The following is a 25,266-nucleotide window of genomic DNA, read 5'->3' on the forward strand; positions in this document are numbered from 1 at the left end:
GGAGGGCGACGGCGAGCGCGGCGGACACGGCGGCGAGGCACGCCACCGCGGCCGCCGGCGCACCGTGCGCCACCCAGGTGGCGGGGCCGGAGCTCGTCACGGCCGCGACCCGGGCGCCGATCCCGCGCCGGGGTCGGCGTCGGGGTCGGCGAGCAGGGCGGCGAGACGGTCGGCCGCAGGACCCTCCACCAGGTCGCGGTCGCCGTGCGGCGCAGGTGGCCCCAGCCGGGCCGCGACCTGCATCCGCACGATGCCGTCGGCGCCGCGGTCGGGCACCGCCACCTCGACCAGCCGGCGCACCCCGTCGCCGCCGCGGCGCAGGTGGAGGACCAGGTCGATGCCCGAGGCCAGCTGGCTGTGGGCCGCCGCCCGGCCGAGCCCGGCCGCGAGGGCCAGCGCCTCGACCCGCGCCGGCACGTCGGTCGCGGAGTTGGCGTGCAGCGTGCCGCAGCCGCCCTCGTGGCCGGTGTTGAGCGCCGCCAGGAGGTCGACGACCTCGGCGCCGCGGACCTCGCCGACCACCAGCCGGTCGGGGCGCATGCGCAGGGCCTGACGGACCAGCTCGCGCACCTCGATGCCGCCGACGCCCTCGATGTTGGGGGTGCGCGCCTCGAGACCCACGACGTGGGGGTGGTCGGGACGCAGCTCGGAGGAGTCCTCGACCACGAGCAGCCGCTCGGCGGGGTCCACGAGGGCCAGCAGGGCGGCCAGGAGCGTGGTCTTGCCCGAGCCGGTGCCGCCGGTGACCAGGAAGGCCCGCCGCGAGGCCACGACGGCGCGCAGCAGGTGCGCGGCGTCGGGGCCGACCGCACCGGCGGCCCGCAGCGCGTCGAGGTCGAGGGCCCGACGGGAGGGCACGCGCAGGGAGATGGTGGTGCCGGGGCGGGCCACCGGGGAGAGGACGGCGTGGAAGCGGGTGCCGTCGAGCAGCCGCAGGTCGGCGCAGGGGCTGGCGTCGTCGAGGCGGCGACCGGCCAGCGCGGCCAGGCGCTGGGCGAGGCGTCGCACGGCCTGGTCGTCGGGGAAGCGCACCCCGGCGGGCTCGAGACCGGCCCCGCGGTCGAGGAACACCTGGTCGGGGCCGTTGACCAGCACGTCGGTGACGCCCGGGACGCGCAGCAGGGGCTCGAGCGGCCCGGCACCGACGACGTCGCGGCGCAGCGCGTCGTGCACGGCGAGGACCGTGGCGTCGCCGACCGGGCGCCCCGTGGCCCGCAGCGCCTGGGCCACGCGGTGCGGGGTCAGCTCGCCGGGCTCGGCGGCCAGCCGCTCGCGCACCGCCTCCACCGTCTCGGCCGGTGGCGCGCCCACCTGCGGGGCCCGGAGCCCGGTCACTCCGGTCGTGCCGGTCATGCCGCGGCCCTCGTCCGCACCGGAGCGGGCACCGCGCCGAGGACCTCCCCCATCGGCCGGGACAGCGGGCTGCGCCGCCCGTGGACCGGCCCCAGGCCCAGGTCGCACCACTCACGCAGCCGGCGCACCTCGGGCACCACGGCGAGCACGGGCAGGCCCGTCGCGCGGGTCACCTCCGACGCCGTCAGGGCCCGGCCCCGCACGACCAGGGCGACCCCGCCGGCCTCGCCCGGCGCACCCCCACCGCCGGCCTCCGCGGCCAACCGGTCGCACAGCCGCGCCGCGGCGGTGACCCCGGGCACGGTGGCGCTCACGACCACCACGACGAGGTCGCTGCGGGCCCTGACCTCGCCGGTGGTGGCGTCGAGGACGCGCGGCAGGTCGACGACGACCGTGTCGTGCCCGCGGCGCGCCGCCGAGACCACCTCGCGCACCGCGCCGGGATCGAGCGACTCGGCCCGGCCGGCGGCCCAGCCGAGCACCCCGAGGCCCGCGCGGCGCGGGAGCGCCTCGCGCAGCGCACGCGAGCTCAGCCGGCCCGTGGTCTCGGCCACGGAGCCCCAGCGGACCCCGGCCGCCCGCTCGAGGCCCAGCACCCGGTCGGCGCCGGGACCCAGCGGGTCGAGGTCGACCACGAGCGACGTGCCGGCCGCGGCCGCCACCTGACCCAGGGCGCAGGCCACCGTCGTGGCGCCCGCCCCACCGGATCCGCCGACCACCGCGATCGTGCGCCCCGGCGAGGCCCGCCCCTCCCCCAGGTCGGTCAGCACCTCGGTGAGCCGCCCCGGGGCGGCACCGACCGGGAGCACCGACTCCGCCCCCAGCTCGAGGGCGGTGCGCAGACCGGCAGGTCCGACGTCGTCGAGGGCGACCACGTGCACCTGCCCCCGCCGGTCGGGCCCGAGCCGGGCCAGATGCGGCGCGAGGTCGACGCCCACCAGCACGACCGGGGCGGTCGACCAGGCCCGCAGGGCGCCGGCCACGTCGTCGGTCGCGTGGGGCCGGGCGCCCGCCGCGGCCGCGAGCCGGGCGACCTCGTCGAGCAGCAGCGGGTCGCGGGTGAGCAGCAGGGGTGCGTCCATGCCGGCGAGCCTCACCCGCCGTCACGCCGTACGCCGCGCCTGCGGCCACCGCTGTGGACAGGGCCGCGCGCCGGCCGCCCTGGGGACGACTCGTGGTCACCCGTGGCACTCGCCCGCGCGCCGCCCGCGGGGTCCCTATGCTGGAGACATGCCGGGAGCGGCCTTCTTCGACCTCGACAAGACGATCATCGCCAAGTCGAGCGCCATGGCCTTCACCAAGCCCTTCCAGGCCGGGGGCCTGATCTCCCGGCGCGCCGTCGTGCGCTCGGCCTACGGCCAGTTCGTCTACCTGACCGGCGGCGCCGACCACGACCAGATGGAGAAGATGCGGCACTTCATGTCGCAGCTGGTCGCGGGGTGGGACGTCGCCACGGTGCGCGAGATCGTCGCGGAGACCCTCCACACCATCGTCGACCCGCTGGTCTACGAGGAGGCGGTCGGCCTCATCGAGGAGCACCACGCCGCCGGGCGCGACGTCGTCATCGTCTCCACCTCCGGCAGCGAGGTGGTCGAGCCGATCGGGGCCATGCTGGGCGCCGACCTCGTGGTGGCGACCCGGCTGGAGGAGGTCGACGGCCGCTACACCGGCGAGATCGCCTACTACGCCTACGCCGAGGAGAAGGCCGCCGCCATCCGCGCGCTGGCCGCGGAGCGCGGCTACGACCTCGCGGCCAGCTACGCCTACAGCGACTCGGTCACCGACACCGCGATGCTCGAGGCCGTGGGCCACCCGCACGCCGTCAACCCCGACAAGGACCTGCGCCGCATCGCGGTCGCCCGCGACTGGCCCGTGCTCGTCTTCACCCGGCCCGTGGCCCTGCGCTCGCGTCTGCCCGGCGGTCGCTCGACGCTCGCCGCGCTGGCCGTCACCGGCGTCGTCGCGGTGGGCGGCGCGGTCTGGGCCGGCGCACGCCGTCGGCGACCTACCGCCGGGTAGGTCTTGTGCTCCAGGTCACACCGGCGTACACATGGAGTCACGAGGCCAGCAGGAGCGGGAAGGCCTCACCGGCCCGGTAGGACGGGGTCGGGACACCTCAACAGAGACGTACACGCGGTCCGGGGTACCCACGCGGCGATCCACCCTTCTTATGGGCGCATGCCAGCGGGACACTCCCGCAGCAGCAGTAGTGATGCACGCCTGGTAGCCGGCGGCTCGCGTGTCAGCGGTGGCACCCAGGTCGATCGATGGCCCGGGTGCCACCTGCATGTCCGGGCCCCGACGGGCACGTCTCCGGGCGCCCCGCGACGCTGCGCCTCAGGTCGCCTCCGGTCGCCTCAGGTCGCCTCAGGTCGCCTCACGGCGCAGCGGGCTCGCCTCGGCGCCCGCGGCGTAGGCCTCGGCGGCGTAGAGCAGCCAGGAGTGGACGCCGGCCTCGCCGCCGTCGCGGTAGCCGCGCAGGTTGGACTCGTAGGCCTCGCGCAGGGCGAGGTGGCCGGCCTCGGGCACGACCAGCGACTTCTCGTCGACCCCGCGCGCCACCAGCACCAGCCGCTCGGCCGCCCGCGCCACGACCCCGTTGTGGGAGGCGAAGGGCGCGGAGGTCGCCAGGTCGGCGTGCACCACCGCGGCCACGACGAGCGCCGGGGCCGCGGTCTCGGCGGTGAGCAGCGTCGCCAGCGCCCGCAGCCGCTCGGCGGCCGCGGCGTCGCGCGGGCGGCCCCGCTCGTCCTCGGGCAGCGAGCCGGCGGAGGCCAGCGCGTGCACCCGGGCCAGGGCCTGCAGCGGCGCGCGGCCCAGCGCGGGCACGAGCGCGAGCAGCTCGGAGGAGACCCGCACCGCGTCGGCGGCCACCGCGTCGCCCTCCCCCGCACGCACCTCGGCGAGCGAGGAGCCCGAGCCCTCCAGCACCGCGCTGGCGTGGGCGCCGCGCAGCAGCGACTCCGCCGTCGTCTCCGGGGACGTACGCCGCAGCCCGCGGTCGCGCAGCATCACGTCGATGCCGTCGCGGGCGGCGACGAACGCGCTGGGCACGCCCTCGAGCGAGGTCAGCCAGGCCAGCGGGTCGTCGGTCACGGGCGCGAGGCTACCGGCCCGCGCGTGCCCGCCCGCGCCACAGGGGACGGCGGCGGGGGCCACCAGGGGCCGGCAGGGGATATCGTCGCTGCGATGGCCGACCACCCCGCAGCCCCGCACCCGGACCGCACGCCCGCCCGGGCCTTCGGCACGGTCGCCGACGCCTACGACCGCGGCCGGCCCGGCTACCCCCGCGAGGCCGCCGCGTGGCTCACCGACCTGGGCGCCGGCGACCCGGTGACCGTGCTCGAGGTCGGCGCCGGCACCGGCAAGCTCACCGAGCAGCTGGTCGCGCTCGGTCACGACGTGCTGGCCACCGACCCCGACCCGGAGATGCTCGCCGTGCTGGGACGGCGCCTGCCCGACGTGCGCACCGCCGTCGCCCCGGCCGAGGACCTCCCCCTGCCCGACGCCTCGGTCGACGTCGTGGTGTGCGCCCAGGCCTTCCACTGGCTCGACCCCGACGTCGCCCTGCCCGAGATCGCCCGGGTGCTGCGCCCCGGCGGCCACCTGGCCCTGGTGTGGAACGAGCGCGACGAGCGCATCCCGTGGGTGCGCCGGCTGGGCCGCCTGCTCGGCGGCGGGCAGCGCGGGGAGTCCCACCGGGCGCTCGTGCACTCCCCGCTCTTCGGCTTCGTCGAGGACCGCGCCTTCCGCTCCTGGCAGACCCTCAACCGCAGCACGGTGCAGGACCTCGCCCTCTCCCGCTCCCACGTCGCCACCCGCGACGACGCCGGGCGCGAGGAGCTGCGCGCGCAGGTGCTCGCCTTCTACGACGACTACGGCCGCGGCATGGACGGCATGCAGCTGCCCTACGCCGTGCAGTGCTTCCGCGCCGGCGTCCTCGAGCGCCGGGTCGTCGTCGCCGACGAGCCCGCCCACACCGCGTCCCCGACCGGCGACCACGGCACCGGCGGCACCGGCGGCCCCGACGGCGCCGCCGGCGGGCCCACCGAGCCCGACGCCACCCACCACGCCACCCCTGACACCACCCCCGACGCCACCCCCGACGCCACGGGGAGCCACCTCGTGGTCACCACCGGGAGCTTCCCGGCCGTGACCGACGTGACCAAGGCGCCCGACTCGGCCGTCACGGTCGACGAGGACACCGTGCTCCTCTTCGACTTCCGGTGAGACTGCGACGCCGGCGCCACCTCGGCACCGACGCCGACCGCACGACCTTCCGCACCCTGCACACCGCGTCGCTGGCCGGGCCCGCCCTGCGCGAGGGTCTCCACCGCGCCAGCGCCGAGCGCAGCATCCGCCACCTGCACGCCCTGCTCGGCGCGCCCGCCCTCGCGCTCACCGACTCCGCCGTCCCCGCCGAGGTCCTGGCCTGGGAGGGCAGCGGCGCCCACCACCAGGGCCAGCTGCCGGCCCTGGTGGCCGAGACCGTCGAGCGGGGCGCCACCCGGGTCTTCGAGCGCTCCGACCTGCCCTGCGACCAGCCCGGCTGCCCGGTGCGCAACGCGGTGGTCAGCCCGCTGCTGGTCGAGGAGCGGGTGGTCGGCACGCTGGCGACGTTCACGGCGTACCCCACCGCCGGGCTGGCCCGGGCCACCGACGAGGTCGCCCGCTGGGTCTCGGGGCAGCTGGAGCTGGCCGAGCTCGACGCCTCGCGCACCCGGCTGATGGAGGCCGAGGTGCGCGCGCTGCGGGCCCAGATCAGCCCCCACTTCATCTACAACTCCCTCGGTGCGATCGCCAGCTTCGTGCGCACCGACCCCGACCGGGCGCGCGAGCTGCTGCTGGAGTTCGCCGACTTCACCCGCTACTCCTTCCGCCGCCACGGGGAGTTCACGACGCTGGCCGAGGAGCTGCGCTCGGTCGAGCGCTACCTGCTGCTCGAGCAGGCCCGCTTCGGCGACCGGCTGCGGGTGACCCTGCGCATCGCGCCCGAGGTGCTGCCGGTGGCCGTGCCGTTCCTGTGCATCCAGCCGCTGGTCGAGAACGCCGTGCGTCACGGCCTCGAGGGCCGCGAGGGCGGCGGTCACATCAGCATCGTGGCCCTCGACCGCGGCCAGGAGTGCGTCATCGAGGTGGAGGACGACGGCGTCGGCGAGGACCCCGCCCGGGTGCGGCGGGCCCTGGCCGGCGACGGCAGCCTCGACTCGGTGGGCCTGGGCAACGTCGACGGCCGGCTGCGCGCGGTCTACGGCGACGACCACGGCCTGGTCGTCGAGACCGCCGCCGGCGCCGGCACCAAGGTCACCGTGCGGGTGCCGAAGTTCGCCCCCGGGGTGCACGTCCGGTGACCGGCCAGGTGACGGGCCAGGGCACCGCCCCGGTGCTGGCGCGGGTGCTGGTGGTCGACGACGAGCGGCCCGCGCTCGACGAGCTGCGCTACCTCCTCGAGCGCGACCCCCGCGTCGGGGAGGTGCTGACCCGCGACTCCGCCACCGCCGGGCTGAAGGTGCTGCAGGAGACCGAGGTCGACGCGGTCTTCCTCGACATCCAGATGCCCGGCCTCACCGGCCTGGAGCTCGCGCAGGTGCTCGGCCGCTTCCGCACCCCGCCGCCGGTCGTCTTCGTCACCGCCCACGAGGCCCACGCCGTCGACGCCTTCGACCTGCGCGCGGTCGACTACGTGCTCAAGCCCGTGCGCGCCGAGCGACTCGCCGAGGCCGTGCGCCGCGTCGTGGACGGCGCCGACCGCACCGGGACCGTCGCCGACCTGCAGGTGCCGGTCGAGCTGGGCGGGGTCACCCGCTTCGTGGCCCGCTCCGAGATCACCCACGTCGAGGCCCAGGGCGACTACGCACGCCTGCACACCACCGCGGGCGGCTCCCACCTCGTGCGGACCCCGCTGTCGACGCTGGAGGAGGAGTGGGCCGAGGCCGGCTTCGTGCGCATCCACCGCTCGCTGCTGGTGGCGCTGGCCCACGTGGCCGAGGTCCGCACCGAGGCCGGCCGCTGCACCGTGCGGGTCGGCCCCGCCGACGGTGGCACCGAGGGGCCCGAGCTGGTGGTCAGCCGGCGCCACACCCGCGAGCTGCGCGACCTGCTGCTGCGACGGGCCGGCTCGTGAGCGAGGCCCGCCCGCCGCGGGTGCGGGTCACCGGGCCGCCGCGGCGGCGTACGACGGGCGGGGCGGAGCGCGCCCGCCGCGACCCCGGGCCCGACGAGCGGCTGGCCGGGCTGTACCTCCGCTCGCTGCTGCGCGAGCAGCTGTGGCTGGCCGCGCGCACCCTGCTGGTGCTCGTCGGGGTGCTCGGGTCGCTGCCGCTGCTCTTCCACCTGGCGCCCTCGCTGGGCCACCGCAGCTGGCTGGGCGTGCCGCTGCCGTGGCTGCTGCTCGGCGTGGCGGCCTACCCGTTCCTCGTGGGGCTCGCCTGGCTCTACGTGCGCCGCGCCGAGCGCAACGAGGTGGCCTACGGCGACCTCGTGCGCGGGACCGCGCCGCCCGACCCGGCCCGGGACGGGCCCGAGGGGGGCCCGCGGTGAACGCCGCACCCGGCATCGTCGCGATCGTCCTGGTGACGGTGGCGACCCTGGCCATCGGCACCTGGGGGCTGCGCTTCTCCCGCACGACCAGCGACTTCTTCGTGGCCTCGCGCACGGTGCGCCCGGGGCTCAACGCCTCGGCCATCGGCGGGGAGTACCTCTCGGCCGCCTCCTTCCTGGGCGTGGCCGGGCTGCTGCTGACCTTCGGCGCCGACATGCTCTGGTACCCCGTCGGCTGGACCGCGGGCTACCTGGTGCTGCTCGTGCTCGTCGCCGCCCCCCTGCGCCGATCGGGGGCCTACACGCTGCCCGACTTCGCCGAGGCCCGGCTCGGCTCGCGGCGGGTGCGCTCGACCTGCTCGCTGCTGGTGGTCGTGATCGGCTGGCTCTACCTGCTGCCGCAGTTCCAGGGCGCCGGGCTCACGCTGACCTCCGCGGTCGGCGCCCCGGGCTGGGTCGGCCCGGTCATCGTCGGCGCGGTCGTGCTGGTCAACGTCTCCTCGGGCGGCATGCGCTCGATCACCTTCGTGCAGGCCTTCCAGTACTGGCTCAAGCTCACCGCCCTGCTCGTGCCCGCGGCGGTGCTCGTCGTGGTGTGGCTCGGCGACGGTCGGCCCACGGGCGGCTCCTCCGGCGGTGCCGCCGGGCCGGACGCCGCAGCCGGCCCGGCCTTCCCCGACCTCGTGTCGTGGTCGCAGCCGCTGGCCGAGGGCGGCGGGCAGGGCCTCTACGTCACCTACTCCCTCATCGTCGCCACCTTCCTCGGCACGATGGGCCTGCCCCACGTGGTGGTGCGCTTCTACACCAACCCCGACGGCCGCGCCGCGCGCCGCACGACGCTGGTCGTGCTCGTGCTGCTCAGCGCCTTCTACCTCGTCCCGCCGGTGTACGGCGCCCTGGGCCGGGCCTACGCCCCGGCGCTGGCCGCCGCGGGCCGCTCCGACGCGCTGGTGCTCGAGCTGCCGCGGATCGTGCTGCCGGGCCTCGGCGGCGACGTGCTGACCGGCCTGGTGGTGGCGGGGGCCTTCGCGGCCTTCCTGTCCACCTCGTCGGGGCTGTCGATCGCGGTGGCCGGCGTGCTCAGCCAGGACGTCACCGGACGGGCCTGGGGCGGGCGCCGCCTCGACGGGGTCACCGCCTTCCGGGTGGCGGCCGTCGTCGCGGTCACCGTGCCCTGCGCCGTGGCCCTGCTCGGCCCCGAGGTCGGCGTCGCCTCCACCGTGGGCCTGGCCTTCGCGGTGGCCGCCTCGACCTTCTGCCCGCTGCTCGTGCTCGGCATCTGGTGGCCCGGCCTCACCGCCGCGGGCGCCGTCGCCGGCCTGGTCGTCGGCGGCCTCGGCTCCGGCACCGCCGCGCTGGTGACGCTGCTCGTCGACGTCGACCCCGGCTGGCGGGCGGTGCTGCTCGAGCAGCCGGCCGCTTGGTCGGTGCCGCTGGCGGTGGGCGCCATGGTCGGCACCAGCCTGCTCACCCGGGCCTCGCGCCCCGCCCACGCCGGCGCCTTCCTCGTGCGGCTGCACACGCCCGAGGAGTCGGCGTACCCCCGGGGCTGAGGGGGTCGGGCTAGGCGGGCTGCTCGATGCGGGCCAGGGCGCGGGCGCGCCGGGCCACCAGCTCGACGAGCCGCGGGTGGGGCCCGATGACGTCGGCGACCAGCGCGGCTCCGGCCTCGCGGCACTCCCGGGCGGCCCGGTCGGCGAAGAACCCCGGTGAGAGCAGGTACGGCGACACCACGTCGCCGGGCCGCACGACCTCGGCCGGGCGACGGCCCAGCGCGGTGAGAGTGGCGACCTCGACCTCCACGGGCGAGGTCGCCCCGGCCGCGCCGGCCGCCTCGGCCCAGGCCTCGCCGAGCAGCTCGGCGGCCCGGGTCAGGTCGCGGGTGGCCAGCGGGTCCGAGGAGCCCGCGGCGACGAGCACGAGCCGCCCGACCTGCCGCTCCTCCGGCCGCGCGCCCGCCTCCCGCAGCCGCTCCAGCTGCGCGGCCGCGACCAGCCGGTGCGGGCCGAAGGGGCGACCGAGCACCAGCGGACCGCCGGCGGCGCGGGCCATGCGGGGCAGGTCCTGGCGCAGGTGGAAGCCGGTCGACAGCAGCAGCGGCACGACCAGCGTCGGGGTGGCCGAGGCCGCCACGACGTCCTCGAAGAGCGGCTCGCACAGCTCGACGTAGGAGCAGACGGCCTCGAGGCCGAGCTCCTCGCCGGCGGCGTCGGTCAGCAGGCGGGCGATCTCGTTGCCGCCGCCCTTGCGGGTGCCGTGGGCGACGGTCACGAGGCGGGCGTCCATGCCGCTCATGGTGCCACCCGCCCCCGCAGCCGGGACGCTCCTGTGGCTCGTCGAGTCGTGGCCCGTCGGTGTGCGAGCAGTCGGTGGGGGTCTCGGGCGCACCCGGCCCCGGACGGTCGATCACCGCGAGCCCTGCCGACCCGCCACGCGGGCCCGCCCCGCGTCGCTGGCCGCCCGCCCGAGAAGTGGCGGCACACGACCGGTCGAGGACCGCTGCAGGTGTCGTCTCCCGCCACTTCCTGGTGCGCCCGGTCCACCACCTGCTGCGCGTGCCCGCACGATCGATCACCGCGAGCCCTGCCGACCCGCCACGCGGGGCCGCCCCGCGTCGCTGGCCGGCCCGGCCGAGGAGTGGCGGCGAACGACCGGTCGAGGACCGCTGCAGCTGTCGTCTCCCGCCACTTCCTGGTGCGCCCCGTCCACCACCGGCTGCGCGTGCCCGCACGATCCATCACCGCGAGCCCTGCCGACCCGCCACGCGGGGCCACCTCGCGTCGCTGGCCGGCCCGGCGGAGAAGTGGCGGCGAACGACCGGTCGACGACCGCCCCAGCTGTCGTCTCCCGCCACTTCCGCACGGTCGGTCACCGCAAGCCCTGCAGACCCGTCACGCGGGGATGCGTCACGTCCCCGGCCGGCCCGCCCGAGAAGTGGCGGCGAACGACCGGTCGAGCACCGCCGCAGGTGTCGTCTCCCGCCACTTCCTGGCGCGCCCCGTCCACCACCGACTGCGCGCGACCGCACGATCGATCACCGCGAGCCCTGCCGACCCGTCACGCGGGGATGCGTCACGTCCCCGGCCAGCCCGGCCGAGACGTGGCGGCGAACGACCGGTCGAGGACCGCCGCAGGTGTCGTCTCCCGCCACTCACCGACGCCGACCACCGGGCCGACCCACGGGCTGGTCGGCGGGCCGGCCAGCAGGTCGGTCCCCAGGCCGGTCACCGCGCCGGTCACCGCGCCCATCGCCGGGCCGGCCACCGGGCCGGGGACCCCGGAGAGCCCGCGTCCCCTGACAGCGCCTCCCGCGCGTCCCGGCCCGTCGAGCAGGTCGGGCTCGGCGCCACGACGACGCGTGGCGCGTCCGGGGCGGTCCAGCTCGATCACGGCCTCGTCGCGGCGATCGACGTGTCGCGTCTGGCCGGCACCATGACCGCCGCTGCCCAGCACCTTCAGGCGGCGAGAGGAGGCCTCGCAGTCAGCCCACGGCCAGCCGGTAGCCGCGCTTGACCACGGTCTGCACAGCCTTGGTGCCGATGCCGGCGCGCAACCGGGCCACGGCCATCTCCACGGCGTGCTCGGAGCCGGCGGTGCCGCTGGGCAGCATGGCCAGCAGCGCCTGGCGCGAGACGACGTTGCCGGGGTTGGCGACCAGGGCCTGCAGCACCGCGGTCGGCGCCGGCGAGAGCCTGACCTCGACCCCGTCGAGGAGCACGCCGTCGCCGTGCAGCAGCAGCTGGCGCCCGCCCACCAGGTCGACGGCCAGGCCCGAGGAGCGCGAGGGCAGCTCGGTCTCGAGCTGCTTGACCATCGCGACCAGCCGCGAGCGCTCGGGGAAGAGCGTCGGCACGCCCCACATCTCGAAGGCGGCGGAGGTGACCGGGCCGACGCAGGAGGCCACGACGTCGGCCTGAAAGGCGGTGACGACCTCGTCGCGCCGGCCCACGACGCCCGCGGCCTCCATGAGCGCGGCCACGGCGGGCGCGGAGGTGAAGGTGACCGCGTCGAGGGCGCGGTCGGCGATGAGGTCGACCATCTTGAACATCGGGCCGGGGTCGTCGGCGGCCAGCACGCGGTAGACGGTCACGGTGGTGACGTCGGCGCCCTGGCGACGCAGCGCGTGGGCGACCATCGACAGCGACTGGCCGTGCTCCTGCACCACGATGCGGCGCCCGGCGAGGTCGCGCCCGCGCAGGTGCTCGAGCACGTCCTCGAAGCACTCCGACTCCGGGGCCCACAGCTCGCGCAGCCCGCGGCGCCGCAGCGCGCCCACGCTCTTGGGGCCGCGGGCGAGGATCTCGGAGGACCCCAGGGCGGCGAGCAGCTCGTCGAGCAGGCCCCAGCCCTCCGCGGCCTCGAACCACGCCTTCATGCCGATGCCGGTGGTGGCCAGGAAGACGTCGACGGGGCGGGAGAGCACCTCGGCGGTCTGGGCCCGCAGCTCGGCGTCGTCGACCTGGTTGGGCTCTAGCGAGAGCGCCGGGGCCCACTCCACGCGGGCGCCGCGACGCTCCAGCAGCGCGACCTGCTCGTCGACCTTGCGGGCGGCGGTCACGCCGATCCGGTAGCCGGCCAGCGCCGCGGCCGCATCGGGCGGCTCGGCTGGCTCGGGCGGCTCGGGCAGCTCGGGTGTCACGGACCCTCCCTCTGCGGGCCGACCAGCACCACGCCGCGGTCGACCCTGACGTCGTACGTCGGGACCCGGACGGCCGCGTCGTCGAGGCACTGCCCGGTGCGCAGGTCGTAGGCCTGCTTGTGCAACGGCGACGCGACGCACGGGACCTCCCCCCGCGTGCCGACGATGCCGCGGGCGAGCACGGAGGCCCGCCCGAGGGGATCGTAGTTGCCCAGCGCGTGCACCGTGTCGTCGTGGGTGCGGAAGACCGCGACCGCCGCGCCCCCGACCAGCGCCGCCACGCCGCCCTCGACCTCGATCTGGTCCAGGCGGCAGACCGCCGTCCAGGTCGCCTCCGGCGCGCTCACCGGCCGGCCCCGACCGTCTCGGGGCTGCCCGGGCCGCCCGGTCCGCCCGGACCCACGGGGATGCTCGCGCCGAGCAGCACCGGGCCCTCGCTGTCGGCCGGGGCGACCTGGTCGCGCTCGCTGCGGAAGGTGATGTGGGGGTCGGGGGTGTCGGGGGCGTTGACGAAGGAGACGAAGCGGGCCAGCTTGTCGGGGTCCTCAAGGGTGGCGCGCCACTCGTCGGAATAGCCCTCGACGTGGGTGGCCATCGCCGCCTCGAGCTCGCTGCCGAGCCCGAGCACGTCGTCGACGACGACCTCGCGCACCCGGTCGAGGCCGCCGTCGAGGGCGTCGACCCAGGGGGCGGTGCGCTGGAGCCGGTCGGCGGTGCGGATGTAGTACATGAGGAAGCGGTCGAGGTAGCGCACCAGCGTCTCGGTGTCGAGGTCGCCCGCGAGCAGCCGGGCGTGCACGGGGGTGGCGCCGCCGTTGCCGGCGACGTAGAGGTTCCACCCCTTCTCGGTGGCGATGACGCCGAAGTCCTTCGACCGGGCCTCGGCGCACTCGCGGGCGCAGCCGCTCACCCCGCCCTTGAGCTTGTGCGGGGAGCGCAGGCCCCGGTAGCGCTCCTCAAGCATGATGGCCAGCGTCGTGGAGTCCTGCACGCCGTAGCGGCACCAGGTCGAGCCCACGCAGGACTTCACGGTCCGCAGCGACTTGCCGTAGGCGTGCCCGGACTCGAAGCCGGCGTCGACCAGGCGGGTCCAGATCGCCGGCAGCTGCTCCATGCGCGCGCCGAAGAGGTCGATGCGCTGGCCCCCGGTGATCTTGGTGTAGAGCCCGAAGTCGCGGGCGACCTCCCCGATCACGATGAGCTTCTCCGGGGTGATCTCGCCACCGGGGATGCGGGGCACGACCGAGTAGGTGCCGTTGCGCTGGATGTTGGCGAGGTAGGCGTCGTTGGTGTCCTGCAGCGTGCGGCGCTCCGCGCCGAGCACGTGGTCGCCGAGCAGGCTGGCCAGGATCGAGGCCACCGTGGGCTTGCAGACGTCGCAGCCGCGGCCCGTGCCGTGGGCGGCGACGACGTCGTCGAAGCGGGTGTGCCCGCGCACGGCGATCACCTCGAAGAGCTCCTGGCGCGAGAGCGGGAAGTGCTCGCACAGGCTGCGGTCGACGCTGCGGCCCCGGGCTGCGAAGAAGTCCTCCACGACCTTCTTGACCAGCGGCTTGCACGACCCGCAGGTCGCGCCGGCGCGGGTGCAGGCGGTGACGCACGACGGGCTGTCGCACGAGCCGCCCTCGCCGATCGCCTCCTCGATCTGCGCGCGGGTGACGTCGTTGCAGGAGCAGACCTGCGCCTCGGGCGGCAGCCCGATCTCGGCGCCGCCGCGGCCGCTGGGCAGGATCAGGTCCTCGGGGTTGTCGGGCAGCGCGATGCCCGGGTTGGTGGCGGTGGCCACCATCGGGCGCAGCACGCCGTAGGCGCTGGCGTCGCCCACGAGCACGCCGCCGAGCAGGCGCCGGCCGTCCTCGGAGACGACGAGCTTCTTGTAGACCCCGGCCACGGCGTCGGCGTAGACCAGCTCGAGGGCGCCCTCGGTGGTCGCGAAGGCGTCGCCGAAGGAGGCCACGTCGACGCCCATCAGCTTGAGCTTGGTCGACATGTCGGCGCCGGTGAAGGCGCCCGGGCCGCCCAGCAGGGCGTCGACGACGACCTCGGCCATCGCGTAGCCCGGCGCGACCAGGCCGTACATCCGTCCCGCCGGGGCCGCGCACTCCCCCACCGCCCACACGTGGGGGTCGGAGGTGCGGCACCGCTCGTCGACCAGCACGCCGCCGCGCTCGGCGACGTCGAGACCGGCCGCGCGGGCCAGGGCGTCGCGCGGGCGGATCCCGGCCGAGAAGACCACGACGTCGGCCGGCAGCGGCTCGCGGTCGCGCAGCCCGAGGCCGACCACGCGGCCGTCCTGGCCGAGCACCTCGGTGGTCATCGCGCCGGTGTGCACGCCCAGCCCCAGGCCCTCGACGTGGCGGGTCAGCACCGCGCCACCGGCGTCGTCGACCTGCACGGCCATGAGCCGCGGCGCCATCTCCACCACGTGGGTCTCCAGGCCCAGCTGCGCCAGGGCGTTGGCCGCCTCCAGCCCGAGCAGCCCGCCGCCGACGACCGCGCCCACGCGGGCGGTGGCGGCCGCGTCGCGGATCGCCTCGAGGTCCTCGATGGTGCGGTAGACGAAGACGCCGTCGAGGTCGGTGCCGGGGATCGGCGGCACGAAGGGGGCGGCCCCGGTGGCGAGCACCAGCTCGTCGTAGGCCAGCTCCTCGCCCGCGGCGGCACCGCCGAGCACGAGCGTGCGGGCGCCGGTGTCGACCGACTCGACGGTGGTGCCGAGCAGCAGCCGCACCCGGGGGTCGTCGTACTCCCCGGTCGGGAGCAGCGAGAGCTCCTCGGCGCCGCGCTCGAAGAAGGAGGTCAGCGCGACGCGGTCGTAGGCGGCGCGCAGCTCCTCCCCCACCACGACCACGTCGTGGGTCTCGGTGAGGCCCCGCTCGACGGCGGCCTGCACGAAGCGGTGGCCGACCATGCCGTGGCCGACGACCACGAGGGTCTTGCGGTGGTGAGCCATCATGCTCGGGTTCCTTCCAGGGTGGTGCTGGGTCGGGTGGCGAGGAGCTGTCGCACGGCGGACGCGCAGCCGCCGCAGCCGGTGGTGGCGCGGGTGGTGTCGCGGACCTGCTCGAGGGACCCGCAGGCGCGCACGCGCCCGGCGCTGACGCCGGCGCACGCGCACACCTCGGCGTCGTCGGGCAGGGAGGCCGCGCCGGCGAGGGCGCCCGTGCCGGGGCGGTCGCCGCGCAGCAGCGCGCCGGGCTCGCCCGGCGAGAGCACCGTGCCGCGGTCGTAGTACTGCGTGAGCAGGCCGATCCGGCTCAGGTCGCCGACGAGGGTCGCGGCCACGAGCACCCCGTCGCGCACGACGAGGCGGCGGTGCGAGCCCGCCACGGGGTTGGTCAGCTCCACGACCTCGCCCTCGGCGGTCTCGGGCTCGCCGAGCACCGCGACGTCGAGGTCGGTCGCGCGCAGCCGCGCCACCGTCCGCGACCCCTCGTACGCCGGGAGCGTGCGGCCCGGGCGGGGGTCGGCTCCCCCGGCTACGTCACCGGCCGGCTCGTGGGCCAGGTCGTGGGCCAGCACCTCGGCCAGCACGCCGGCCTGCTCCCAGGCGGGGGCGACGAAGCCGGTCGTGCGCCCGCCGCGCTGGGCGCAGTCGCCGATCGCGTGCACGCGGGGGTCGCTGGTCCGCAGCCCGGCGTCGACGACCACCCCGCGTCGCACCGCGAGGCCGGCCGCCCGGGCCAGCGCGACCGAGGGACGGCCGCCGGCGGTGAGCACGACGAGGTCGGTGCCGAGGGTGTAGCCGTGGTCGAGCACGAGCCCCGCGGGGGTCAGCCGCACGGCGCGGGTGCCGGTGTAGACCGCCGTGCCGAGGCGGCGCAGGTCGCGGGCCAGGATCGCGCCCGCCGGTGCGCCGACCTGGCTGCGCAGCAGGTGGTCACCGCCCTCGACCACCTCGACGTCGAGGCCGCGCACGCCCAGGGCCCGGGCCACCTGGAGGCCGAGCAGCCCGCCGCCGACCACGACCGCGCGCCGCGCCGACGCCGCGGCGCGACTCAGCCGCAGGGCGTCGTCGAGGCTGCGGAAGGCGTGCACGCGCTCGTCGAGGCGTCCGTCCATGCCGACCAGCCCGCGCACCGGCGGCAGCGTGGGGATGCTGCCCGTGGCCAGCACCAGCCGGTCGTAGCCGAGGCGGGTGCCGTCGACGAGGCCGACCTCGCGGGCGTCGCGGTCGACCTCGAGCACCCGCGCGCCCGTGCGGAGGTCGACGCCCCGGTCGGCGTACCACTCCAGGCCGCGCAGGGTGAGCGCGTCGGCGCGGTGGGTGCCCTCGAGCAGCGCGGAGAGCAGGATCCGGTTGTAGGGCGCGTGGGGCTCGTCGCCGAGCACGGTGATCCGCGCGCCGGTGTCGCGGGCGAGCAGCTCCTCGACCAGCCGGGTCGCGGCCATGCCCGACCCGACCACCACGACGCGGGCGCTCATGCGGGCACCCCCGCGGCGGCGACCTGCTCCCGCACGGGCGCCCGGGCGGACGAGAGGTCCGGCGTGGGGTCCGGTGACGCGGCGAGCCCCACCGCCGCGGCGCACGCCTTGAACTCCGGCATCCGGCTGGAGGGGTCGAGCGCGTCGTGGGTGAGCCGGTTGGCGCCGACCCAGTGGAAGGGCACGAAGACGGTGTCGGGGCGGATGGAGTCGACCACGCGCGCCGGCGCGCGCAGCGACCCGCGGCGGGTGCTGACCACGACCGGCTCGCCGTCGGCGGCGCCGATCCGGGCGGCCAGCAGGGGGTGCAGCTCGACGAAGGGCCCGGTGTCGGGCAGGTCGCGGATCCGGCGGGTCTGGGCGCCGGACTGGTACTGCGCGAGCACCCGCCCGGTCGTCAGGTGCAGCGGGAAGGCGGCGTCGGGCTGCTCGACGGGGCCGCGGTGCTCCACCACGCGGCAGCGCGCGCGGCCGTCGGGGGTGGCGAAGCGCTCGGCGAACAGGCGCGGCGTGCCCGGGTGGGGCGCACGACCCTCGGGCACGGCGGGGCAGGGCCAGAAGACGCCGTGCTCGGCGCGGACCCGCTCGTGGGTGATCCCGGAGTAGTCGGCGCGACCGCCGGCCGAGGCGCGGCCGAGCTCGGCGAAGACCTCGGCGGCGTCGGTGCCGAAGGGCACCGGGGAGCCCAGGCGGGCCGCGAGGTCGGCGAGCAGCTCCAGCTCGTCGCGCACCCCGGCGGGCGGGGCCACCGCGCGCTGGCGCAGCACGACCCGGCCCTCGAGGTTGGTCATGGTGCCGGTCTCCTCGGCCCACTGGGCCACGGGCAGCACGACGTCGGCGCGGGCCGCGGTCTCCGAGAGCACGAGGTCGACCACCACCAGCAGGTCGAGGGCGTCGAGGCGCTCGGTCACGTGGTCGGCGTTCGGCGCCGAGACGACCGGGTTGCTGCCGGTGACCAGCAGCGCCCGCGGGCCGCCCTCGGTGCCCAGCGCCTCCAGCAGCTCGTACGCCGAGCGCCCCGGCCCGGGCAGGGTCTCGGGCGCCACGCCCCAGACGCCGGCGACGTGGGCGCGGGCCGCGGGGTCGTCGATCATCCGGTAGCCGGGCAGCTGGTCGGCCTTCTGGCCGTGCTCGCGCCCGCCCTGGCCGTTGCCCTGGCCGGTGAGGCAGCCCCAGCCCGAGGCGTCGCGCCCGGGCAGCCCGAGGGCGAGGGCGACGTTGATCCAGGCCAGCACGGTGTCGGTGCCCTGGGCGTGCTGCTCGGCGCCCCGGGCGGTGAGCACGACGGCCCGCTCGGCGTCGGCGAGCAGCCCGGCCAGCTGGCGCAGGTCCTCGGCGGCGACGCCGGAGACCCGCTCGACGCGCTCGGGCCACCAGCCGGCGACCGAGCGGCGGACGTCCTCGAAGCCGGTGGTGCGGGTCGCGACGTACTCCTCGTCGACCGCGCCGGCGCCGTCGAGCAGGTGCAGCAGGCCCAGCGCGACGGCCAGGTCGGTGCCCGGCAGCGGCTGGAGCACGAGGTCGGCGCGACCCGCGGTGGCCGTGCGGCGCGGGTCGAGCACGACGACGCGACCGCCGCGCTCGCGCAGCCGGTCGAGGTGGCGGGCGGCCGGCGGCATGGTCTCGGCGAGGTTGGAGCCCACGAGCACGACCAGGTCGGTGCGCTCGAGGTCGGCCAGCGGGAAGGGCAGCCCGCGGTCGAGGCCGAGGGCCTGGTTGGCCGCGGAGGCCGCGGAGCTCATGCACCAGCGGCCGTTGTAGTCGATCTGGCTGGTGCCGAGCGCCACCCGGGCCAGCTTGCCCAGCTGGTAGGCCTTCTCGTTGGTGAGCCCGCCGCCGCCGAAGACCGCGACCGCGTCGGGCCCGCTCTCGGCCTGGAGCGCCCGCATCCGGGTCGCGACCAGGTCGAGCGCCTCGTCCCACGACGCGGTGCGCAGCTCGCCGCTGGCCCCGTCGCGCACGAGCGGGCTGGTCAGCCGCTCGCGGTGGCCGCGCAGCCCGGTCGCGGTCCAGCCCTTGCGGCACAGCGCGCCCTCGTTGACCGGGAAGTCGGCCCACGGCTGCACCTGCAGGGCGCGACCGGAGCGCTCCAGGGTCATGCCGCACTGCAGGGAGCAGTAGGGGCAGTGGGTGCGGGTGCCCGTGGCCGGGCCGGCGGGAGTGGTGCTCACGTCAGATGCCCGCGCCCGCCATGGTGCCGGGCCTCGCGGCGGCGGCCGCAGAGGGCCGGCGCAGGTAGACCGCCCAGGTGACCAGGGCGCACACGGCGTAGAAGGCGGTGAAGGCGACGAAGGCGCCCTTCGTGGCCGAGAGCGGGTCCTCGACCCACGGCGAGCTGAAGGCGATCGGGATGAGGAAGCCGCCGATCGCGCCCACCGCGCCGATGACGCCGATGGCGGCCGAGGCCTGCTTGGTGGCCAGCAGCAGCGCGGCGCTGCGGGCGGGGGTGCCGGCCTCGCTGGTGCGCTCGGCCTCGGTGCGCCAGATGGCGGGGATCATCTTGTAGGTCGAGCCGTTGCCGATGCCGGTGGCGGCGAAGACGCAGAGGAAGAAGCCGAGGAAGAAGGGGAACCACGACTGGTTGTCGGTGGCGATCGCCGGGTCGGCGGTCGAGTTGGGGGTCAGCCGCGTGAGGGTCCACAGCACCGCCAGGGTGGAGACGATCAAGGCGCCGAAGGCGGCCAGGGTGACCCGGGCGCCGCCGAAGCGGTCGGCCAGCCACCCGCCGAGCGGGCGGGTCGCGGAGCCCACCAGGGCGCCGAGGAAGGCGAAGTAGGCGAAGTAGATGCCCGTGCCGAGCGGGGTCGGCTCCGGCACCCAGAAGTTGAGCTTGATGAGCAGCGGCATGGCGGCGGAGTAGCCGATGAAGGAGCCGAAGGTGCCGATGTAGAGGAAGGCCATGATCCACGTGTGCGGCTTGCGCACGACCTGCATCTGCTCGCGCGGGCGGGAGGTCGCGGTGGCCAGGTTGTCCATCCAGCGCCAGGCCGCGAACGTCGCCACCACGGCGAGCCCGGCGTAGACCCAGGCGGCGCGCTCGAGGTGGATGCCGCCCTCGCTGGCCTTGACCAGGCCGAAGATGCCGGCGCCGCCGACGATCACGGGCAGGAAGAGCTGGATCAGCGAGACGCCGAGGTTGCCGCCGGCGGCGTTGAGGCCGAGCGCCGCGCCCTTCTTGGCCGCGGGGTAGAAGAAGTTGATGTTGGCCATCGAGCTGGCGAAGTTGCCGCCCCCGAGACCGGCGGTCGCGGCGATGAGGCAGAAGGCCCAGTAGGGCGTGCCCGGGTCCTGCACCGCCCAGGCGAAGAGCAGCGTCGGCACCAGCAGCAGCGCCGCGCTCACCATCGTCCAGTTGCGCCCGCCGAACCTCGGCACCGCGAAGGTGTAGGGCAGGCGCAGCAGCGAGCCGACGAGGTTGGGCAGCGCCACCAGCACGAAGAGCTGCTGCGGGGTGAAGGAGAAGCCCTGGGCCACCAGGAAGGCCGAGCTGACGCTCCAGATCAGCCACACCGAGAAGCCGAGGTGCTCGGCGAAGATCGACCACAGCAGGTTGCGCCGGGCCACGGGACGACCGGTCTCCTCCCAGAACGCCTCCTCCTCGGGGCGCCAGTCCTCGATCCAGCGTCCGGTGCGGCGCGCGGGCGCCGGCCCGGTGGCGGTGTCGCTGCTCGGGTCGCTGCCCGGGTCGCTGCCCGGGTCGCTGCCCGGGTTGCTGCGCGAGTGGCTGGTCATGGTCATGGCGGTGCTCCTGAGGGGCTCGTCGGTGGCTCCACCCTCGGCGCGCGAGGTTTCGCTCCTGTCGACCCCGGGTGACCGTCGAGGTCAACTTCTCCTCACGTCCTCACACCCTCACGACCTCACCGCCCGCCCCACCGCCCGCCCCACCGCCCGACCCCGCCACGCCGCACCGCCACCCCCCACCCGGCCGCTCACCGCGCCCGACCGACCGCTCACCGACGCCGAGGCGCCGCTCGCCGACGACCCGGGCGTCGGCCCTGCCGGGGTGAGCGCCGTCACTCCTACGGTGACCGCGATCACACCTGCGGCCGGCGCGGCCGCATCCGCACGAGAGGGGACACCGCCGTGGGCACCCACGAGAGCCAGCCCGGAGCCGGGGAGCAGCCGCAGGCCGCCACCCAGGCCTCCCGGCACGACCCGGTCTACGACCGGCTGCACGACTCACCCGACTTCGCCGCGCTGCGCAAGGCCTACCGGGGCTTCGTCATCCCCGCCACGGTGGCCTTCCTGGCGTGGTACCTGCTCTACATCCTGATGTCGAACTACGCCGGCGGCTTCATGAACACCAAGCTGGTCGGCAACATCAACGTCGCGCTGGTCTTCGGCCTGCTGCAGTTCGCCACCACCTTCGGGCTGGCCTTCGCCTACGCCCGCTTCTCCGAGAGCCGCCTCGACCCGCTGGCGCGCTCCCTCAACGACGAGTACGACGCGACCGTGGCCGGCACCGACGGGAAGAGGCACTGACATGGACCACCAGGTGCTCACCACGATCCTGTTCCTCAGCGTCGTCGCGCTGACGATCGGGATCACCTTCTGGGCCAGCCGGCAGACCTCCGGCACGGCCGACTTCTACGCCGGCGGCCGCTCGTTCTCCCCGGTGCAGAACGGCCTGGCCATCGGCGGCGACTACATGTCGGCGGCGTCCTTCCTCGGCATCTCCGGGGCCATCGCGCTCTCGGGCTACGACGGCTTCCTCTACTCCATCGGCTTCCTCGTGGCCTGGCTGGTCGCGCTGCTGCTCGTGGCCGAGATGCTGCGCAACTCGGGGCGCTACACGATGGCCGACCAGCTGGCCTTCCGCATGCGCCAGCGCCCGGTGCGCATGGCCGCGGCGACCTCGACCGTGGTCGTGTCGATCTTCTACCTGCTGGCCCAGATGGTCGGCGCAGGCGCCCTGGTGGCGCTGCTGCTGGGCGTCGACGACCAGGCGGTCAAGAACATCGTCATCCTCGGCGTCGGCGCGCTCATGATCTTCTACGTCACCGTCGGCGGCATGAAGGGCACGACCTGGGTGCAGATCGTCAAGGCCGTGCTGCTCATGACCGGCTCGGCGCTGATCGTGGTGCTCGTGCTCGCGAAGTTCGACTTCAACCTCTCCGAGCTGCTCGGCACGGCCGCCAGCAACTCCGGTGCCGGCTCGGCCTTCCTCGAGCCCGGCCTGAAGTACGGCGCCACCGCGACCAGCAAGATCGACTTCATCAGCCTCGGCATCGCGCTCGTGCTCGGCACGGCCGGCCTGCCCCACATCCTCATCCGCTTCTACACCGTGCCGACCTCGCGCGACGCGCGGAAGTCGGTGCTGTGGGCCATCGGCCTCATCGGGGTGTTCTACCTCTTCACCCTCGTGCTCGGCTTCGGTGCCGCCGCCCTGCTCGACATCCCTGGCCTGCGCGAGTCCGGTGAGCTGGACGCCTCGGGCAACCTGGCCGCCCCGCTGCTGGCCGAGGCCGTCGGCGGCGGAGCCGGCTCCACGGGCGGTGCGGTGCTGCTGGCCATCATCGCGGCCGTCGCCTTCGCCACCATCCTGGCCGTCGTGGCCGGCCTGACGCTGACCTCGTCGGCGTCGGTGGCCCACGACATCTACAACAGCGTGATCAAGAAGGGCACCGCCAGCGAGGACCAGGAGATCAAGGTGACCCGCTGGGCCGCCGCCGGCATCGGCCTGGTGTCGATCCTGCTGGCCATCCCCGCCCAGAGCCTCAACATCGCGTTCCTGGTGGCCCTGGCCTTCGCCGTCGCGGCGTCGGCCAACCTGCCGACGATCATCTACAACATGTTCTGGAAGCGCTTCAACACCCGCGGCGCGCTCTGGAGCATCTACGGCGGCCTGATCTCGGCCGTCGGTCTGGTGGTCTTCTCCCCGGTCGTCTCCGGCAAGGGGCTCGACCCGACGGGCAAGAACCTGTCGCTGCTGCCGACCAGCATCGACATCTCGTGGTTCCCCCTGGAGAACCCGGGCATCGTCTCCATCCCGCTCGGCTTCCTGCTCGGCTACATCGGCACCATCACCTCCAAGGAGCCCACCGCGGAGGAGCGCTACACCGAGCTCGAGGTGCGCGCCCTCACCGGCGCTGGCTCGGAGAAGGCGATCTCGCACTGACCGCACCACCGCTCCGCCGGGCGCCGCGAGGCGCCCGGCGGGGCGGCACGACCCGCGGGCAACCGCGGGGCAACCGGCCCTCGCCACCCTGGGACCCGCGTCCTAGTGTGGCCAGCGCCACCCCGTCGACCCGGAGGAAACCGTGAGCGAAGAGACCCTGTCCAACCTGTCCCGTGAGGACCGCTCCTTCGAGCCCCCGGCCGAGCTGGCCGCCGCGGCGAACGTGGGGGCCGAGGCCTACGAGCGCGCCGCGGCCGACCCCGAGGCGTTCTGGGCCGAGCAGGCCGGCCGCCTCTCCTGGGAGCGCGAGTGGGACCAGGTGCTCGACTGGAGCAACCCGCCCTTCGCGAAGTGGTTCGTCGGCGGTCGCCTCAACGCCGCCTACAACTGCGTCGACCGCCACGTCGAGGCCGGCCGCGGCGACACCGTCGCGCTGCACTGGGTCGGCGAGCCCGAGGACGACACCCGCGACCTCACCTACGCCCAGCTCCAGGACGAGGTCAACCAGGCCGCCAACGCCCTGACCGCACTCGGCGTCGGCAGCGGCGACCGCGTCGCCATCTACATGCCGATGATCCCCGAGGCCGTCGTGGCCATGCTGGCCTGCGCCCGCCTCGGCGCTCCCCACACCGTGGTCTTCGGCGGCTTCTCCTCCGACGCCCTGGCCTCGCGCCTGGTCGACTGCGGCGCCAAGGTCGTCGTCACCTCCGACGGCGGCTTCCGCCGCGGCGCGCCCTCGGCCCTCAAGCCGGCCGTCGACGAGGCCCGCGCCAAGGCCGCCGAGCAGGACTTCGAGGTCGAGCACGTGCTCGTCGTGCGCCGCACCGGCCAGGACGTGGCGTGGGACGACGCCGTCGACGTGTGGTGGCACGACGCCGTCGCCGGCGCCTCGACCGAGCACGCCTGCGAGTTCTTCGACGCCGAGCACCCGCTCTACGTCATGTACACCTCCGGCACGACCGGCAAGCCCAAGGGCATCCTGCACACCACCGGCGGCTACCTCGTGGGCACCTCCTTCACCCACGACGCGGTCTTCGACCTCAAGCGCGACACCGACGTCTACTGGTGCACCGCCGACATCGGCTGGGTCACCGGGCACTCCTACATCGTCTACGGACCGCTCGCCAACGGCGCGACCCAGGTGATGTACGAGGGCACCCCCGACGCGCCCTTCAAGGGCCGCTGGTGGCAGATCGTGCAGGACTACAAGGTGACGATCTTCTACACCGCCCCCACCGCGATCCGGACCTTCATGAAGCAGGGCCGCGAGATCCCCGACGGCTTCGACCTCTCCTCGCTGCGCCTGCTCGGCTCGGTCGGTGAGTCGATCAACCCCGAGGCCTACATGTGGTACCGCGAGGTCATCGGCGGCGAGCGCTGCCCCATCGTCGACACCTGGTGGCAGACCGAGACCGGCGCGATCATGATCTCGCCGCTGCCCGGCGTGACCGCCGGCAAGCCCGGCTCCGCGATGACACCGCTGCCCGGCATCGAGGCCGACGTCGTCGACGAGGCCGGCGAGTCGGTGCCCAACGGCTCCGGCGGCTACCTCGTGGTCAAGGGCCCCTGGCCCTCGATGCTGCGCACCCTGTGGGGCGACGACGACCGCTACGTCGAGACCTACTGGAGCCGCTTCCGCAAGCAGGGCTACTACTTCGCGGGCGACGGCGCCAAGAAGGACGAGGACGGCGCCATCTGGCTGCTGGGCCGCGTCGACGACGTCATGAACGTCTCCGGCCACCGCCTCTCCACCACCGAGATCGAGTCGGCGCTGGTCTCGCACCCCAAGGTCGCCGAGGCCGCCGTGGTCGGTGCCGCCGACGAGACGACCGGGCAGGCGGTGTGCGCCTTCGTCATCCTGCGCGACTCCGCCGGCGACGGCGGCGAGGACATCGTCGAGGAGCTGCGCAAGCACGTCGCCAAGGAGATCGGCGCGATCGCCAAGCCGCGCCAGATCATGGTGGTGCCCGAGCTGCCCAAGACCCGCTCGGGCAAGATCATGCGGCGCCTGCTCAAGGACGTCGCCGAGAACCGCCAGGTCGGCGACGTCACCACCCTGGCCGACAGCTCGGTGATGGACCTCATCTCCTCGGGCCTGCAGTCGGGCAAGGCCGACGACTGACCCCGCCCGACCAGGCCCGACACGGCCCCACCCGAGCGACCCCGTCGTACGACGCACCGGCCGCCGCCG

General features: G+C 75.6%; 20 protein-coding genes. 9 read left to right on the top strand and 11 right to left on the bottom strand.

What is annotated here, in order from left to right:
* Positions 1–96: 96 nt before the first annotated feature.
* Positions 97–1,353 (bottom strand): TadA family conjugal transfer-associated ATPase, encoded by a 1,257-nt coding sequence (locus tag LPA27_RS14860; protein WP_228942930.1) that lies wholly within the window; start codon positions 1,351–1,353, stop codon positions 97–99.
* On the bottom strand, positions 1,350–2,435 hold the full coding sequence (gene ssd, locus LPA27_RS14865; RefSeq protein WP_228942931.1) for a septum site-determining protein Ssd: 1,086 nt from the start codon (positions 2,433–2,435) through the stop codon (positions 1,350–1,352). The genes LPA27_RS14860 and ssd overlap by 4 nt, the downstream gene beginning before the upstream one ends.
* Positions 2,436–2,583: 148 nt before the next feature.
* Between ssd and LPA27_RS14870 the strand changes: the two genes are divergently transcribed.
* Positions 2,584–3,372: an HAD family hydrolase gene (locus tag LPA27_RS14870; RefSeq protein ID WP_228942932.1), complete on the top strand. Its 789-nt coding sequence runs from the start codon at positions 2,584–2,586 to the stop codon at positions 3,370–3,372.
* A 348-nt stretch (positions 3,373–3,720) separates the two neighbouring features.
* Here the strand turns inward: LPA27_RS14870 and LPA27_RS14875 are convergent, their stop codons facing one another.
* Positions 3,721–4,449, bottom strand: a complete 729-nt coding sequence (locus LPA27_RS14875; RefSeq protein WP_056863550.1) for a hypothetical protein — start codon at positions 4,447–4,449, stop codon at positions 3,721–3,723.
* A gap of 93 nt (positions 4,450–4,542) precedes the next feature.
* Here LPA27_RS14875 and LPA27_RS14880 point away from each other — a divergent pair, with 93 nt between their 5' ends.
* The 5 genes from LPA27_RS14880 to LPA27_RS14900 are packed head-to-tail and all read left to right on the top strand — an operon-like array spanning position 4,543 to position 9,446.
* Positions 4,543–5,583 carry a class I SAM-dependent methyltransferase gene (locus LPA27_RS14880; RefSeq protein ID WP_228942933.1) on the top strand — a complete coding sequence of 347 codons (1,041 nt, stop codon included), beginning with the start codon at positions 4,543–4,545 and terminating at the stop codon, positions 5,581–5,583.
* Positions 5,580–6,704, top strand: coding sequence for a sensor histidine kinase (locus LPA27_RS14885; protein ID WP_056903223.1), 1,125 nt, complete (start codon positions 5,580–5,582; stop codon positions 6,702–6,704). The genes LPA27_RS14880 and LPA27_RS14885 overlap by 4 nt, the downstream gene beginning before the upstream one ends.
* Positions 6,701–7,477 (top strand): LytR/AlgR family response regulator transcription factor, encoded by a 777-nt coding sequence (locus tag LPA27_RS14890; protein ID WP_228942934.1) that lies wholly within the window; start codon positions 6,701–6,703, stop codon positions 7,475–7,477. The genes LPA27_RS14885 and LPA27_RS14890 overlap by 4 nt, the downstream gene beginning before the upstream one ends.
* A complete protein-coding gene (locus LPA27_RS14895; protein ID WP_228942935.1) occupies positions 7,474–7,893 on the top strand; it encodes a DUF485 domain-containing protein in 420 nt (139 codons plus the stop codon). The genes LPA27_RS14890 and LPA27_RS14895 overlap by 4 nt, the downstream gene beginning before the upstream one ends.
* Positions 7,890–9,446: a cation acetate symporter gene (locus tag LPA27_RS14900; RefSeq protein ID WP_228942936.1), complete on the top strand. Its 1,557-nt coding sequence runs from the start codon at positions 7,890–7,892 to the stop codon at positions 9,444–9,446. Before LPA27_RS14895 ends, LPA27_RS14900 begins: the two co-directional genes overlap by 4 nt.
* Positions 9,447–9,456: 10 nt before the next feature.
* Here the strand turns inward: LPA27_RS14900 and LPA27_RS14905 are convergent, their stop codons facing one another.
* From LPA27_RS14905 to LPA27_RS14940, 8 genes are all read right to left on the bottom strand, one after another.
* Entirely contained in the window at positions 9,457–10,179 is a 723-nt protein-coding gene (locus tag LPA27_RS14905; protein WP_228942937.1) for a sirohydrochlorin chelatase, read from the bottom strand.
* Between the two features lie 786 nt (positions 10,180–10,965).
* Positions 10,966–11,283, bottom strand: coding sequence for a hypothetical protein (locus LPA27_RS14910; RefSeq protein WP_228942938.1), 318 nt, complete (start codon positions 11,281–11,283; stop codon positions 10,966–10,968).
* A gap of 91 nt (positions 11,284–11,374) precedes the next feature.
* Positions 11,375–12,532 (bottom strand): uroporphyrinogen-III synthase, encoded by a 1,158-nt coding sequence (locus LPA27_RS14915; RefSeq protein ID WP_228942939.1) that lies wholly within the window; start codon positions 12,530–12,532, stop codon positions 11,375–11,377.
* Entirely contained in the window at positions 12,529–12,879 is a 351-nt protein-coding gene (nirD, locus tag LPA27_RS14920) for a nitrite reductase small subunit NirD (protein ID WP_056903220.1), read from the bottom strand. The genes LPA27_RS14915 and nirD overlap by 4 nt, the downstream gene beginning before the upstream one ends.
* Positions 12,876–15,488 carry a nitrite reductase large subunit NirB gene (gene nirB, locus LPA27_RS14925; RefSeq protein WP_228942940.1) on the bottom strand — a complete coding sequence of 871 codons (2,613 nt, stop codon included), beginning with the start codon at positions 15,486–15,488 and terminating at the stop codon, positions 12,876–12,878. The genes nirD and nirB overlap by 4 nt, the downstream gene beginning before the upstream one ends.
* Entirely contained in the window at positions 15,485–16,957 is a 1,473-nt protein-coding gene (locus LPA27_RS14930) for an FAD-dependent oxidoreductase (protein ID WP_228942941.1), read from the bottom strand. Before LPA27_RS14930 ends, nirB begins: the two co-directional genes overlap by 4 nt.
* Entirely contained in the window at positions 16,954–19,128 is a 2,175-nt protein-coding gene (locus LPA27_RS14935) for a molybdopterin oxidoreductase family protein (protein ID WP_267477218.1), read from the bottom strand. Before LPA27_RS14935 ends, LPA27_RS14930 begins: the two co-directional genes overlap by 4 nt.
* A 1-nt stretch (position 19,129) precedes the next feature.
* Positions 19,130–20,695, bottom strand: a complete 1,566-nt coding sequence (locus tag LPA27_RS14940) for an MFS transporter (RefSeq protein WP_228942942.1) — start codon at positions 20,693–20,695, stop codon at positions 19,130–19,132.
* A gap of 345 nt (positions 20,696–21,040) precedes the next feature.
* Between LPA27_RS14940 and LPA27_RS14945 the strand changes: the two genes are divergently transcribed.
* The 3 genes from LPA27_RS14945 to acs all read left to right on the top strand — a co-directional run bounded on the left by LPA27_RS14945 (position 21,041) and on the right by acs (position 25,197).
* Complete coding sequence (locus tag LPA27_RS14945) at positions 21,041–21,439, top strand: DUF485 domain-containing protein (RefSeq protein WP_056863179.1); 399 nt, start codon at positions 21,041–21,043, stop codon at positions 21,437–21,439.
* Between the two features lies 1 nt (position 21,440).
* Positions 21,441–23,075, top strand: a complete 1,635-nt coding sequence (locus LPA27_RS14950; protein WP_056863178.1) for a cation acetate symporter — start codon at positions 21,441–21,443, stop codon at positions 23,073–23,075.
* Between the two features lie 142 nt (positions 23,076–23,217).
* Positions 23,218–25,197: an acetate--CoA ligase gene (gene acs / locus LPA27_RS14955; RefSeq protein ID WP_056903217.1), complete on the top strand. Its 1,980-nt coding sequence runs from the start codon at positions 23,218–23,220 to the stop codon at positions 25,195–25,197.
* Positions 25,198–25,266 lie beyond the last annotated feature (69 nt).

It is taken from the genome of Nocardioides sp. Leaf374, assembly GCF_916862475.1.
Taxonomy (GTDB): domain Bacteria; phylum Actinomycetota; class Actinomycetes; order Propionibacteriales; family Nocardioidaceae; genus Nocardioides; species Nocardioides kribbensis.